Below are 14,296 nucleotides of genomic sequence, written 5' to 3'. Positions count from 1 at the left end.
GAGAGTAAGCGGCGTGCTGAGCGGAAAACAGAGGCTGGCGCAGCGCCAGCCTCTGCAGGATTATGCGTCGAACGGATCGCGCAGAATCATGGTTTCACTACGGTCCGGGCCAGTGGAGATAATATCAACCGGTACACCCGTGACTTCTTCCACGCGCTTGATATAGTCGCGCGCGGCCTGCGGCAGCCCTTCCAGCGTTTTCACGCCAAAGGTGGTTTCGCTCCAGCCGGGCAGCGTCTCATAGACAGGCTCGATGCCTTCCCAGTTCTCTGCCGCCAGCGGCGTGGTAGTCACTTCGCGGCCGTCCGGCAGGCGATAGCCTACGCAGATTTTCACTTCTTTCAGACCGTCCAGCACGTCCAGCTTGGTCATGCAGAAACCTGACAGGGAGTTGATCTGCACCGCACGGCGCACGGCGACCGCATCCAGCCAGCCGGTGCGACGACGACGGCCGGTGGTTGCGCCGAACTCATTGCCTTTCGCGCACAGGAACTCGCCGGTATCGTCGAACAGCTCGGTCGGGAACGGGCCCGCGCCGACGCGCGTTGAGTAAGCCTTCACGATGCCCAGCACGTAGTCAACGCAGCGCGGACCGATGCCTGAACCGGTCGCCACGCCGCCAGCGGTGGTGTTAGAGGAGGTCACATAGGGATAGGTGCCGTGGTCGATATCCAGCAGCGTGCCCTGTGCGCCTTCAAACATGATCAGGTCGCCGCGCTTCTGCGCCGTATCCAGCAGATCGGAGACGTCAACCACCATGCTGGTCAGCACGTCGGCTACCGCCAGCACGTCGCTCAGCACCTTGTCGTAGTCGACTGCGTCTTCTTTGTAGTAGTTCACCAGCTGGAAGTTGTAGTAATCAACAATCTCTTTCAGCTTAACGGCGAAGGTCTCTTTGTTGAAGAGATCGCCGACGCGCAGACCGCGGCGCGCCACTTTATCTTCATAGGCCGGGCCGATGCCGCGACCGGTGGTGCCGATGGCTTTGGCGCCGCGCGCTTTTTCGCGCGCCAGATCCATTGCGACATGGTATTGCAGGATCAGCGGACAGGCTTCAGAAATCAGCAGACGTTCGCGTACCGGTACGCCACGTTCTTCCAGGCCTTTCATCTCTTTCATCAGAGCTTCAGGCGACAGCACCACGCCGTTACCAATGATGCTGGTGACGTTTTCGCGCAGGATGCCAGATGGAATTAAGTGGAGGACGGTTTTTTCACCGTTGATGACAAGCGTATGGCCTGCATTGTGGCCACCCTGGTAACGCACCACATAATTAGCGCGTTCAGTCAGCAGATCTACAATTTTACCTTTGCCTTCGTCACCCCATTGGGTGCCCAGTACGACGACGTTCTTACCCATTTTCAAAATCACCGATTGCTTAAAAATGGATTCTACCATCTGATCCTGCGGCTTTCAGCACTTTTAGCATACGTTTGCGCGCATTTTTCGCCTGATTTTTGCGCACTACAACATCCTGGGGAAAGGCGGCGCAGCAGGCACAATTTAGCCCTGCCAGGCGCGAAATCAGCTGCCGCCGTGCGCGCCGATCATGTAGTAAATGACCACGCCCGCCACGACCAGGCCGCCGCCGAAACGGTGCAGCAGGCGATCGGGCAGCTGCGCCATGCTCAGGATCATACGACGCCAGATGCGCGGCAGAAACATCGGCCCCAGCCCTTCCAGCACCAGTACCAGCGCCAGCGCCATCCATATGGTTTGATTCATTTACCCTTCCAAAAAAAAGGCCGACATCATTGTCGGCCCGTAGGTTATAGCAGTTCTTATCGCGTCGCGTTAGAGGGCGCTTTCATATATCGGAAGAAATCGCTGTCCGGGCTGAGCACCATCACATCCTGATTGTCGCTGAAGCTATTTTCATAGGCGCGCAGGCTGCGGATAAAGGCGTAGAAGTCCGGATCCTGGCTGAATGCATCGGCAAAAAGCTTCGCAGCTTCGGCATCGCCGTCACCGCGCGTGATCAGCGCGGTACGCTGCGCTTCCGCCAGCGTGCGGGTGACCTGATAGTCCGCCTGCGCACGCAGTTTTTCCGCCTCTTCCTGACCCTGAGAGCGCTGGCTACGCGCAACAGCTTCACGCTCGGCGCGCATACGATTATAAATCGCGTCCGAGACCTCGGTCGGCAGATTGATCTGCTTGATGCGCACGTCGACGACCTGAATACCCAGCGCCGCCATGCTGTTCGGGTTGATCGCAGGCTCTTTGCTGTTGGTTTCGCGCTCGACGCGCGCCGCCGCGCTGGCGATGGCGTCATCTGCCGCCGGCGTCTGCACTTCGTCATCGCTGCCAGCGCTGCCGGTATTCAGCGCGTCGCGCACGTCAGTGGTCAGGCGGCCGCGAGAGTCCGTCACGATATCCTTCACATCAAGACGGCCCATCTCAGAACGCAGACGGTCGCTGAATTTGCGCTTCAGCAGCACTTCTGCCTGCGAAACGTCGCCGCCGCCCGTCGCCAGGTAGTAGCGGCTGAAGTCGCTGATGCGCCATTTGATGTAAGAGTCGACGATCAGGTCTTTCTTCTCTTTGGTGACGAAGCGATCCGCCTGGTTGTCCATAGTCTGAATACGCGCGTCCAGCGTTTTAACCGTCTCGATAAACGGCACTTTCATATGCAGACCCGGCGCGAACACCTGCGGTTTGTTTTCATCGTCGCGCAGGACTTTGCCGAAGCGCAGCACGATGCCGCGTTCGCCTTCCTGCACCACGAACAGTGAAGCGTAGAGCGCCACCAGTACAACAATAATGACTACAATTATGGGCTTACGCATCGATTACTCTCTCCCTTCGCGCTGGGTATCGTTGCGCAGAGCATTGGCCCGACGCTGATCCATGATGCTGTCTGGATTGTAGGCTGACGTGTCGCTGCGGCTGGCAGTGCTGCCAGGCGAAGCGGGCAGCGTGCTCAGACTCGCGCCTTTGTGACCGCCCTGCGCCGCGCCAGTTGCGCCGCGCATCAGCTGGTCAAGCGGGAGCACCATCAGGTTATTGCCGCGCTCGTTAACCAGCACTTTGCGCGTATGGCTCAGCACGCGTTCCATGGTCTCGATATAGAGACGCTCTTTGGTGATATCCGGCGCCGCCTTGTACTCAGGCAGCAGCTTGGCGAAGCGTGCGACTTCACCCTGCGCTTCCAGCACGGTACGTTCTTTATAAGCGCGCGCCTCTTCGAGGATACGCTGCGCCTGACCATTCGCGCGCGGCTGCACTTCGTTCGCGTAGGCTTCCGCCTCGCGCACGTACTGCTCGCGGTTTTCACGCGCGGCGATGGCGTCGTCAAACGCCGCTTTCACCTCTTCCGGTGGACGCGCCGCCTGGAAGTTGACGTCAAGCAGCGTAATGCCCATGTTGTAAGGGCGAATGGTTTCGTCGATTTCGCGCTGCGTATCGCTACGCACCACGGTACGGCCTTCAGTCAGAATACGATCCATCGTAGAGCGGCCAATGACGCCACGCAGTGCGCTGTCTGTCGCCTGGCGTAGACTGTCGTCCGCGCTGGTGACGGCGAACAGATAGCGTTCAGGATCGGTCACGCGGTACTGCACGTTCATCTCAACGCGCACCACGTTCTCATCCGAGGTCAGCATCACGCCGGAGGCAGCCAGCTCGCGCACCGCTTCAACGTTTACCGCGCGCACCTGGTCGATAAAGGTAGGTTTCCAGTTCAGGCCTGGCTCCACCAGATGACTGAACTTGCCGAAGCGCGTGACGACGCCGCGCTCCGCTTCTTTAATGGTGTAGAATCCACTGGCGGCCCAGATTACCACCGCCGCGACAGCGACGATCCCGACCAGTTTGCCACCGCCGCCGCCGCTGCGCTGGCCATTGTCACTCTGTTTGCCACCGCCCAGTCCGCCGAGCTTTTTGCTCAACTTACGGAAGATATCATCCAGATCCGGCGGTCCCTGTTCACGACCGCCTTTGTTTCCCCCAGAGTTGCCGCCTTTATTATTGCTGCTTCCCCACGGGTCGCGGTCCTGTCCGTTATTACCGGGCTGATTCCACGCCATGTTCTACTCCATTTATTGTAAGTGCGCTGTTTACCCTGCAGCTTTCAGGCTGTAGCTGTATTGGCTGCCTTGCTACAACCTGGAATCTATGGGTAAACCCTGCTTTTCGCGGCTGTAGCTCTGCTGGCCGCCTTCATTCGCCCTAAAGAGCCAAAGAAAAAGTCCCAGAAAAAACGGCGGCCGCCTGCTACACCATACCAGCTATTGCGTAAGGACGTTTGGGCAACGTGTCAAACTATGTAATCAAGCAGCGCCGGTTCCTGCTTGCACAGGCGTCGCCAGTCAACCATCGGCAGACGCACGCGTAGACCGATGCCGCCTTCCTCTTCATTCCATTCATCTTCAATGGCCTGCAGCTGGTAGAAGCGGCTACGCAGGCGCCCCGCTTCTGGCGGCAGGCGCAGTTCGTACTGCGCGATTTCGCCCGCCAGACGCTCGGAGAGCGCCTGCCAGAGCAGCGGCAAACCTTCCCCGCTCTGGGCGGAAAGCCAGACGCGGATCGGCCGATTTTCTTCATCGCGATCGATACGCGGAACGAAGCCATCCAGCATATCGATTTTATTCATCACCAGCAGCGCGGGAATTTCATGCGCGTCGATCTCTTCCAGCACCGCATCGACCGCTTCGATATTCTCATTGACGCGCACGTCGGCGGCGTCGATCACGTGCAGCAGCAGCGTTGCCTGTCGTGTTTCCTGCAGCGTCGCTTTAAACGCGGCCACCAGATCGTGAGGCAAATGACGAATAAAGCCGACGGTATCCGCCAGCACCACGTCGCCGACGTCCGCCACGTTGAGACGGCGCAGCGTCGGATCGAGCGTCGCAAACAGCTGATCTGCTGCATAGACGTTAGCGGAGGTGACGGCGTTGAACAGGGTGGATTTACCGGCGTTGGTATAGCCGACGAGTGACACGGTTGGCACGTCCGCTTTGGCACGCGCCTGACGTCCCTGATCGCGCTGTTTCTCTACGCGTTCAAGGCGGGACAAAATCTGACTGATTCGATTGCGCAGCAAACGACGGTCGGTTTCCAGCTGGGTTTCACCCGGGCCGCGCAGGCCGATGCCGCCTTTCTGACGTTCAAGGTGCGTCCAGCCGCGTACCAGTCGGGTAGCAAGATGGCGCAGCTGAGCCAGTTCGACCTGCAGCTTACCTTCATGCGTTCGGGCACGTTGGGCGAAGATATCCAGGATTAGACCGGTACGGTCTATGACGCGACATTCGCACAGGCGCTCCAGGTTGCGTTCCTGCGCAGGGGTTAACGCATGATCGAATAATACGACCGATGCTCCACTTGATTTTACCGCATCGGCAATTTCAGCTGCCTTTCCTTCACCGACAAAATATTTGGGATGTGGCGCTTTACGACTGCCGGTAATGACCTGCAGCGCGTCTACGCCCGCAGAAGAGACCAGGGTTTCAAACTCCTGGAGATCTTCCATCTCTTTGTCTTGGGAGAACCAGATGTGTACCAGTACGGCCTGCTCACCGGCTTCATAACGGTCAAACAAGCTATAACCTCGCTTAGAAAATAAGAGACCAGGACGGAAAACGGTCTGCGTTCTCCCGCCCTGGCTTATCCGGGTAGCGCGTTATTCCGCGCTATCGCCGTCTTGTTGTGGCTGCGACGGTGCAGAAGCGTTGCTACCGCCGTGGTGGTAGTTGTTGCTGCCGCCACCGGTGTTGTTGCTGTGATGGGAAACCGGGCGCGATGGAACCACGGTAGAAATGGCGTGCTTGTAAACCATCTGGCTTACCGTGTTCTTCAACAAAATCACGAATTGATCGAAAGACTCAATTTGTCCCTGCAGCTTGATACCGTTGACCAAATAAATCGAAACCGGAACACGTTCACGACGCAGTGCGTTCAAAAACGGGTCTTGTAATGATTGCCCCTTAGCCATTCTATCTTTTCCTTATATGCTTGTTGTTTATTACTTGTAGAACCGAAGTTCTGAAAAAACTGCGTAAAAATTTGCGCACGATAACCAGCCAATTGTACACAATCACCCATGCTTCGCACTAAGAACCTGAAGCACCTCATCACGCGCGGATTCTGGGCTGTCGCTGTCAAGCCAGCGTACATTTTCCCAGCCGCGTAACCAGGTCATCTGACGTTTAGCGAGCTGCCGGGTTGCGCAAATTCCCCGATAAACCATCTCGTCGTAATCGATCTCGCCAGCCAGGTACGACCACATCTGACGATAACCGACACAGCGAATGGAAGGCATATCCGTATGCAAATCACCTCGTGCAAACAGGGCCCGAGCCTCCGCTTCAAATCCTGACGCCAGCATCTGCTGAAAGCGTAGTTCGATGCGCTGATGCAGCAGTTCACGGGTCGCGGGGGCGATGGCGAACTGATACACATCGTAGGGTAACGCTTCGCCGGATGTTTTAGTCAGTTCCGTTAAAGTTTTACCCGAAATAAAAAAAACTTCCAGTGCTCGCGAAAGTCTCTGCGGATCATTCGGATGAATACGACTCCCGGCCACCGGGTCGATGTCGCACAGCTGACGATGCAGCGCCTCCCGCCCTTTTTCGTGCGCCATTTGTTCAATGCGCTGACGTGTTTCAGGATCGGCCGAGGGGAGCGGCGACAATCCTTCCAGTAACGCCTTGAAATAGAGCATGGTTCCGCCGACCAGCAGCGGAATGCGACCGTTCTGAACGATTTCCGCCATCGCCGCCAGCGCATCGCGGCGGAAATCGGCGGCGGAATAGGCTTCAGAAGGATCGCGGATATCCAGCAGGCGGTGCGGCGCCTGCGCCAGTTCTTCTGCCGAGGGCTTGGCCGTGCCGATATCCATCCCACGATAGATTAAGGCAGAGTCGACGCTGATAAGTTCCACCGGCAGCTGCTTTCTTAGCGCTATCGCCAGCGCGGTTTTGCCCGAGGCGGTCGGCCCCATCAAAAAAATAGCCTTTGGTCGGCCAGCCGGGTTTTGTTCACTCATGGGTTAATGCGGCAAGCGCGCTCTCAATATCCAGGGCCTGAATCAGGCCAGAAGGCGGCGATTTCAGCAGGTGCGGACAGAGCCGTTCCAGCTCCGCCAGCAGCGTAATCGCCTGCGAGTGATTCCAGTGAGGCGCGTCGGTATCGCAACGTCGCGCCAGCCATTGAGCCAGCTGAGAAGCGCCGCTCTCAGGCTGCTGGGCGAGATAGCCTAACAGCTCTGGAATCAAGATTTGTAAATTTTGCGTGCGCAGGGGTAAAGGCACCGCGCGCAGGGTAACGTGGTCGCCTTCCGGCTGCAGATCGATGCCCATCTCATTGAGCAGGTTCTGCCTCTCTGCAGCGATCTGACGCTCCGGCCGTGCGACCTTCATGCGTACCGGAATAAGCAGCGGCTGTGACTTCAGCCCGGTCTCGCCCGGCTGTAGCTGCGCATGCCGCACCCAGCGCGCGGCGACAGACAGCGATAGCAGCAGCAGCGCCTGCTCCTGTTCCAGCAGCGCATAGCGCTCCCGCACCACCGTTAACACGCGGCCAAAGCTTTGCGCATGCGAGGAAAGCGGCGTCTCAGCTGGCTGCGCGCGCGGGGTGACCGTCGGCGTGGCCGGTTCAGCCGGTACGCGCGGAGCTGCGGCTGGCGTTTTCAGCAGTTGTTGATAGACCGCGCCTTCGCGCTTGCTGTAGCTACTCTCTTTATTCTGCCAGCCCGGCTGCGCGGCTGGGGATGAGGCCGCTGCCGTGCCGCCCCCGTCGCTGCGGTGCGGCGCGGCGGGCTGGGAAAAGTGGTTGCCGCCCGCCGCCTGACGATTTTCCGGCTGCCAGCGCGGCGTTGGCTCTTCCGCCTGCATTAACGGCAGGGTCGGCGCGCTGCTCGCCTGCAGCACGCTCATCACGCCCTGAAAGATAAAATCGTGCACCAGCCGTGACTGATGGAAACGCACCTCATGCTTGGCGGGATGCACGTTGACATCCACCTGATGCGGATCAATTTCCAGGTAGAGCACATAGGCTGGCTGCTGGTCGGCCTGCAGCTGCGTCTGAAACGCCTGCCGTATCGCATGGTTGATCAGCTTGTCGCGCATCATGCGGCCGTTGACGTAGCAATACTGAATATCGATCAGCTGCCGCGATCCAGCCGGATCGGCGACCCAGCCGCGCAGCAGCAGATCGTCATGTCGCCAGTCGATGCGTAGCGCATGCTGCATAAAGGTCGTGCCGCAAATCGCGCCCAGCCGCCGTTCGCGCTGCGCCTCATCATTGACCGCGCGATATTGACGCATCAGCTTGCCGTTATGGCTGAGCGAGATAGAGATGTCAAAACGCGCCAGCGCGATGCGGCGAATCACCTCGTCGATATGGCCAAACTCAGTTTTCTCGGTGCGCATAAATTTGCGACGCGCGGGCGTGTTGTAGAAGAGATCGAGCACCTCCAGCGTGGTGCCACACGGATGCGCTGCGGGCTTAACCGTCACCGCCATCTCGCGGCCTTCGGCGTAGGCCTGCCAGGCCTCGCTCTGCGCTTCAGTGCGCGAAGTCAGGGTCAGCCGCGAGACTGAACTGATGCTGGCCAGCGCTTCGCCGCGAAAGCCCAGGCTCATAATCGCTTCCAGATCGTCGAGCGAGGCGATTTTGCTGGTGGCGTGGCGCGCCAGCGCCATCGCCAGCTCCTCTTTGCTGATGCCGCAGCCGTTATCGCGAATACGGATCAGTTTCGCGCCGCCTTTTTCAATGTCGATATCGATGCGCGTCGCGCCAGCGTCAAGGCTGTTTTCCACCAGCTCTTTGACCACCGAGGCTGGACGCTCGACGACTTCACCCGCCGCAATCTGGTTAGCCAGCTGCGGCGGTAAAATTTGAATGGGCATGGTGATTATCCTTGTAGAGCCTGGCCCGGCGCCTGGCCGGGCGGGCCGTCAGGAGGCGGGTATTTTCAGGGTTTGCCCCAACATCACATTTGAGGACTTCATATTGTTCGCCTGGATGATCGCCTGCGGGCTGACGCCGTAATGCGCGGCGATAGCCGTCAGCGAGTCGCCCCGCACCACTTTATGACGCGCCGGACCGCGCGAGGCCACCGTATTGCTGGCTGGCACTTTCAGGCGCTGTCCGACCCAGACCACATCGCGCTTCAGCCGGTTCATCTCGCGCAGCGTCCCCATGCTGACGCCATACTTCGCGGCGATGCCAGAGAGCGTTTCGCCGCGGGTGACAGTATGACGCTGCACCGCGCCGGTATACTGCGTGGTGCCGGTCGCCGGATTACTGGCGACGCTCACCGCCGGCGATGAGCCGACTGGGCGGTTTTCCTCCTTTGGGAGCGATTGTAGCGGGTGCGCCAGGAAATAATTGCGCAGGCCTTTGTAGATCGCCATCGCAATTTTATCCTGGTAAGCGCTACTGCCGAGCAGTCGCTCCTCCGAGGCATTACTGATGAAGCCGGTTTCCACCAACAGCGAGGGGATATCCGGCGAACGCAGCACGCCGAGGCTGGCGTGCTCCGGCAAACGCTTATGCAGCGGCGAAACGCCGCGCAGCTGCTGCAACACCTTCATCGCCACGTCATAACCGACGCGCTGCGAATGGCCAAACTGCAGATCCAGCACCGCCTGGCTCAGGTAGGGATCGGCCTGGCTGTTAGCCAGCAGGTCGCCTGCCCCGCCCAGCAGCTCGGACTGTTTCTCGCGCTGCTCCAGCCAGTTCGCCATTTCGCTGTTGGCGCGACGGTTCGACAGCACCCATACCGACGCCCCGGTGGCGCTGTGGCTCGGCGCCGAATCGGCGTGAATTGAAACCAACAGGTTGGCGTTCTCTTTGCGCGCCACTTCAGAACGGCCCATCACCGAAATAAAGTAGTCGCCGTCGCGCGTCAGCACGCCTTTAAACATCGGATCGTTGTTCAGCAGGACCTTCAGCTTGCGCGCGATGGCGATGGTGACGTTCTTTTCATGCAGCCCGTGCTGGCCGGTGGCGCCAGGATCCTGGCCGCCGTGGCCGGCGTCGATCGCTACAATCACCGTGTCGTTGCTGGTGGGCACCGCATTGCCTGGACGCGTGGTGGTGTTGCTATTGCTGACCGCCGTTACCTGGTTGCCGTTGAACGGGTTCGCGGCAGGTCGGCTCGGCGCCGTCCGTCCCGGCGTTGTCGTAGTCGCGGTTGAAACTGGCGCGGTACGGCTGGCGGGCTGCTTGCCCTGAATAGTGAACACCACGTTATAGCTGCTGCCGTTGCGCTGGGTCACCGCGCGGGTTTTGCCCGCCTGCGTCAGCTCGAACACCAGGCGAATGCTCTGCTTATCCTTTGGCGTGCTGGTGCGAATGCGCCTGACGATATTTTCGCCGCTGAAGTTAAGCGGCAGCCCCTGAATCACGCCGCTCTGACGAATATCCAGCACCACGCGATCCGGGTTGCGCAGCGGAAAGAAGCCGTAGACCGGCTGCCCGGCGAAGCTCAGGGTTACCGTCGCCTTGCTGTCGCCGTTTTCAACTTTGATATCGGAGAGGCTGGCCGCCAGCGCGGGCGCTGTCGCCAGACAGAGTATCAGCAGCAGTGCGCGTTTCATCCGTGCGATCATGCCTGCGCCACCTGCTCTGTCAGGCGTTCGCCCAGCGCGGAGTGCGCCTCAAGGCGCGCCTCGCGCGCGCTACCGACGTAGCTTAGCGTGAGTGCCAGATCGGGCGGCGGCAGGACGCCAGCCCCCTGCTGCGGCCACTCTACCAGGCAGATAGCCTCGCCGGTGAAGTAGTCACGGATCCCCATGAACTCCAGCTCTTCAGGATCGGCCAGGCGATAGAGATCGAAGTGGTAGAGCGCGCGCGCGTCAAGCTGGTAGGGCTCGACCAGCGTATAGGTCGGGCTTTTGACGTTGCCCTGATGGCCAAGCGCCTGCAAAAATCCACGGCTGAAGGTCGTTTTACCCGCGCCCAGATCGCCATAGAGATAGATTACCGCCGCGCCGGTACAGGCGCGGGCCAGCTTAGCGCCCAGATCGAGCGTTGCCGCCTCATCGGGCAAGGAAATAACACAGGTCTTCATGCTTTATTATTGGGTCATCTCTGGATTAACAAACTGCCAAAGCAGCTCGAATAAATCTGTTGCCAACATGCCGCGCGTTCCGCGCCGCGCCGCCACTACGTCCGCCGTCGCGCCGTGCGCGACGCAGCCTGCGCAGGCCGCGTCGAACAGCGCCAGCTGCTGCCCCATCATTGAGGCGATAATACCACTTAATACATCGCCCATGCCGCCGGAGGCCATGCCCGCATTGCCGACGTCAGCGAAGGCCATGTCGCCCTCCTCGCTGGCGATAAGGGTGCCAGCGCCTTTCAACACCGCGACTCCGCCATAGCGCGCCGCGAGTTTCTGCGCGGCGAGCAGGCGATCGCTCTCGACTTCGCTGGTCTTAATGCCCAGCAGTCGCGCCGCTTCGCCAGGGTGCGGCGTAATGATGCGATTCTGACGTTTCTCTGCATTGATTGCCAGCAGGTTAAGCGCATCAGCGTCCCAAAGCATCGGCTTTTCACTGGCAGCGACCGCTTTCAGCGCATTCTGTCCCCACTCCCGCTGTCCCAGGCCCGGCCCGATGGCGATCACGTCCGCCCACGCCAGCCCGCTTTGCAGGCTGGCGTCGGTCAGCTCATCCACCATGATCTCCGGACGCGCCGTGAGTATCGGCGCAATATTATCGCGATGCGTCAGGACACGCACCAGGCCCGAGCCAGCGCGCAGCGCCGCTTCGGCGGTCATGCGAATCGCGCCGGCGGTGCCGGTGTCGCCGCCCACCACCAACAGGCGGCCGTGGTTGCCTTTGTGCGAGGTAGGCTTGCGCGGCTTCAGCCAGTGCGAAAGCGAGGTGGCGTCGTAGCGCGCCATCGGCGCGTTTTCACCGGCGAGAAAAGCGCTCAGGCCGAGATCGGCGTAGCGCAGCTCGCCGATAAGGTCGCGCGCCTGGCCGGTGATCTGGCCGGGCTTCAGCGCAATAACGCTCAGCGTCTGCGTCGCAACGATCGCCTCGCCCGGCGCACAGCCGGTCGCCGCCGACAGCCCCGACGGCATATCGATCGCCAGCACCGGCGCGGTATGGGCGTTCGCCTGTTTAATCAGGCTCAGGTAAGGTTCTGCTGGCGCACGATTGATGCCGGTGCCCAGCAGCGCGTCGACAATAAGATCGACCTGCTCCGGCCAGGGAGCGTCAGCGGCATGGATCTCGCCGCCCGCGTCCAGCCAGGCCTCGCGCGCGCGCTGCGCCTCATCGGGCAGCGGCTTATCGCTGTCGCACGCCAGCAGCGTGACCGCATAGCCCGCCGCCTGCGCCAGCCGTGCCGTGACATAGCCGTCGCCGCCGTTATTGCCATGCCCGCAGAGAATCAGCCAGCTGCGCGCCTGCGGCCACTGCGCGCGCGCCAGCTCGAACGCCGCCTGCCCGGCGCGCTGCATCAGCTCATAAAGCGTAATGCCCAGCGCGTCGGCGCCGTCGCGCTCCAGCTGGTGCAGAGCCTGCGCAGGCCAGACGGAATATGGTAAACTGCGGCCGTTCGCTTTCGATTCCTGGTTACTCATGTCATACCCTCTCGATCTTCATCAGCTTGCTCAACAGATTAAACAGTGGGGCAAGGATCTCGGCTTTCAGCAGGTCGGCATCACCGACACCGATCTCAGCGCGGAAGAGCCGCGTCTGCAGGCGTGGCTGGACAAACAGTATCACGGCGAAATGGAGTGGATGGCGCGCCACGGCATGATGCGCGCGCGTCCGCATGAACTGCTGCCCGGCACGCTGCGCGTTATCAGCGTACGCATGAACTACCTTCCGGCCAAAGCCGCCTTTGCCAGTACGCTGAAAAACCCGCAGCTCGGCTATGTCAGCCGCTACGCTCTGGGACGCGATTACCACAAAGTATTGCGCAATCGCCTGAAAAAGCTCGGAGAAATGATTCAGGAAAAGTGCGGCGAGCTCAATTTCCGTCCCTTCGTCGACTCGGCGCCGCTGCTGGAACGACCGCTGGCGGCCAAGGCAGGTCTTGGCTGGACGGGCAAACACTCGCTGATCCTGAACCGCGAGGCGGGCTCATGGTTTTTCCTCGGCGAGCTGCTGATCGATCTGCCGCTGCCGATCGACGCGCCGCAGGAAGAACAGTGCGGCCGCTGCGTCGCCTGCATGACCATATGTCCGACTAACGCCATCGTCGAACCCTATGTGGTGGATGCGCGCCGCTGCATCTCCTACCTCACTATTGAGCTTGAGGGCGCCATTCCGGAAACGCTGCGCCCGCTGATGGGCAACCGGATTTACGGCTGCGACGACTGTCAGCTGATCTGCCCCTGGAATCGCTATGGGCAACTCAGCGATGAAACGGATTTCTCGCCGCGCGCCGCGCTGCATGCCCCGGAGCTCATGACGCTGTTCCAGTGGGATGAGAAAACCTTTTTACGCGTAACGGAAGGCTCGGCGATACGCCGTATTGGTCATCTGCGCTGGCTGCGCAATATTGCCGTGGCGCTGGGCAATGCGCCCTGGCGCGCTGAGATTGCAGGCGTGCTGGAGAAGCGGTTGGGCGAAAATGCCCTGCTTGATGAACATATTGAATGGGCGCTGCTTCAGCAGCAGGAAAAACGTCAGGCGCTGGCGATTGACGTCCAGCCCGCGCAGCAAAAACGGCTGGTACGCGCTATCGAGAAGGGTTTGCCGCGTGACGCATGATTAACCAGCAGCCATTGCCAGCTATTTTTCCACAAGCTGTGCATAAAAATAAAAAGCTGTTGTCATTCAACTGACACAGGGCGCGCCAGAGCAGCCTTTAACAAAATGAAATATTTTCACCACCTGCTAAATCAATCAGTTAAACGCGAAATGTGTACAAATAAGAATGTGCATAGCCTGTGTAGCCACAGCGAAAGTTGTGGATAACTCTGTTTAAAATAGTTTTACAGATCGCCCTGAGCAGCGGCAAAACACGGCTCGTGCGTTGTGGATAACCTGATAAGCGCAGCGCCACGTGGCAATCGCCAACGGCGTAACTAAGCGTATGATTTTTAGTGATGTAAAATCTGGAGCGGGAAACGAGACTCGAACTCGCGACCCCGACCTTGGCAAGGTCGTGCTCTACCAACTGAGCTATTCCCGCACTGGAAGGTACTGCTAAACAAATTTTGGAGCGGGAAACGAGACTCGAACTCGCGACCCCGACCTTGGCAAGGTCGTGCTCTACCAACTGAGCTATTCCCGCTTAGGAAAGGTACTGCTAATCAAATTTTGGAGCGGGAAACGAGACTCGAACTCGCGACCCCGACCTTGGCAAGGTCGTGCTCTACCAACTGAGCTAT

12 protein-coding genes and 2 tRNA genes are annotated in these 14,296 nt (G+C 59.7%); 1 reads left to right on the top strand and 13 read right to left on the bottom strand.

Annotated elements, in window-relative coordinates; translation table 11 throughout:
- Positions 1-60 precede the first annotated feature (60 nt).
- From ACR6A7_RS12090 to nnr, 11 genes are all read right to left on the bottom strand, one after another.
- Entirely contained in the window at positions 61-1,359 is a 1,299-nt protein-coding gene (locus ACR6A7_RS12090) for an adenylosuccinate synthase (RefSeq protein WP_434125296.1), read from the bottom strand.
- Positions 1,360-1,524: 165 nt separating this feature from the next.
- Complete coding sequence (locus tag ACR6A7_RS12085; protein ID WP_033754850.1) at positions 1,525-1,725, bottom strand: DUF2065 domain-containing protein; 201 nt, start codon at positions 1,723-1,725, stop codon at positions 1,525-1,527.
- A gap of 56 nt (positions 1,726-1,781) precedes the next feature.
- Positions 1,782-2,786 carry a protease modulator HflC gene (gene hflC / locus ACR6A7_RS12080; RefSeq protein WP_033792335.1) on the bottom strand — a complete coding sequence of 335 codons (1,005 nt, stop codon included), beginning with the start codon at positions 2,784-2,786 and terminating at the stop codon, positions 1,782-1,784.
- Positions 2,787-2,789: 3 nt separating this feature from the next.
- Positions 2,790-4,025, bottom strand: a complete 1,236-nt coding sequence (gene hflK / locus ACR6A7_RS12075) for an FtsH protease activity modulator HflK (RefSeq protein ID WP_434125085.1) — start codon at positions 4,023-4,025, stop codon at positions 2,790-2,792.
- A gap of 230 nt (positions 4,026-4,255) precedes the next feature.
- Positions 4,256-5,536 (bottom strand): ribosome rescue GTPase HflX, encoded by a 1,281-nt coding sequence (gene hflX, locus ACR6A7_RS12070; protein WP_434125084.1) that lies wholly within the window; start codon positions 5,534-5,536, stop codon positions 4,256-4,258.
- An 81-nt stretch (positions 5,537-5,617) separates the two neighbouring features.
- On the bottom strand, positions 5,618-5,929 hold the full coding sequence (gene hfq, locus ACR6A7_RS12065) for an RNA chaperone Hfq (protein WP_434125083.1): 312 nt from the start codon (positions 5,927-5,929) through the stop codon (positions 5,618-5,620).
- Positions 5,930-6,031: 102 nt separating this feature from the next.
- Positions 6,032-6,982 (bottom strand): tRNA (adenosine(37)-N6)-dimethylallyltransferase MiaA, encoded by a 951-nt coding sequence (gene miaA / locus ACR6A7_RS12060; protein ID WP_434125082.1) that lies wholly within the window; start codon positions 6,980-6,982, stop codon positions 6,032-6,034.
- A complete protein-coding gene (mutL, locus tag ACR6A7_RS12055; RefSeq protein ID WP_434125081.1) occupies positions 6,975-8,846 on the bottom strand; it encodes a DNA mismatch repair endonuclease MutL in 1,872 nt (623 codons plus the stop codon). Before mutL ends, miaA begins: the two co-directional genes overlap by 8 nt.
- Before the next feature lie 48 nt (positions 8,847-8,894).
- Positions 8,895-10,553 carry an N-acetylmuramoyl-L-alanine amidase AmiB gene (gene amiB, locus ACR6A7_RS12050; RefSeq protein ID WP_434125080.1) on the bottom strand — a complete coding sequence of 553 codons (1,659 nt, stop codon included), beginning with the start codon at positions 10,551-10,553 and terminating at the stop codon, positions 8,895-8,897.
- On the bottom strand, positions 10,550-11,014 hold the full coding sequence (tsaE, locus tag ACR6A7_RS12045) for a tRNA (adenosine(37)-N6)-threonylcarbamoyltransferase complex ATPase subunit type 1 TsaE (protein ID WP_434125079.1): 465 nt from the start codon (positions 11,012-11,014) through the stop codon (positions 10,550-10,552). The genes amiB and tsaE overlap by 4 nt, the downstream gene beginning before the upstream one ends.
- 6 nt (positions 11,015-11,020) lie before the next feature.
- On the bottom strand, positions 11,021-12,535 hold the full coding sequence (gene nnr / locus ACR6A7_RS12040; protein WP_434125078.1) for a bifunctional ADP-dependent NAD(P)H-hydrate dehydratase/NAD(P)H-hydrate epimerase: 1,515 nt from the start codon (positions 12,533-12,535) through the stop codon (positions 11,021-11,023).
- Here nnr and queG point away from each other — a divergent pair.
- Positions 12,534-13,673, top strand: a complete 1,140-nt coding sequence (gene queG / locus ACR6A7_RS12035; protein WP_434125077.1) for a tRNA epoxyqueuosine(34) reductase QueG — start codon at positions 12,534-12,536, stop codon at positions 13,671-13,673. The two genes, nnr and queG, sit on opposite strands and share 2 nt — an antisense overlap.
- Positions 13,674-14,021: 348 nt before the next feature.
- Here the strand turns inward: queG and ACR6A7_RS12030 are convergent.
- Positions 14,022-14,097 (bottom strand) — tRNA-Gly (locus tag ACR6A7_RS12030).
- Between the two features lie 26 nt (positions 14,098-14,123).
- A tRNA-Gly gene (locus tag ACR6A7_RS12025) sits at positions 14,124-14,199 on the bottom strand.
- Positions 14,200-14,296 lie beyond the last annotated feature (97 nt).

Origin of the sequence: Pantoea phyllosphaerae (assembly GCF_051025595.1) — a bacterium.
Classification (GTDB): domain Bacteria; phylum Pseudomonadota; class Gammaproteobacteria; order Enterobacterales; family Enterobacteriaceae; genus Pantoea.
Note: the sequence above shows the minus strand (reverse complement) of the source record. Positions and strands in the feature narration are given on the sequence as shown.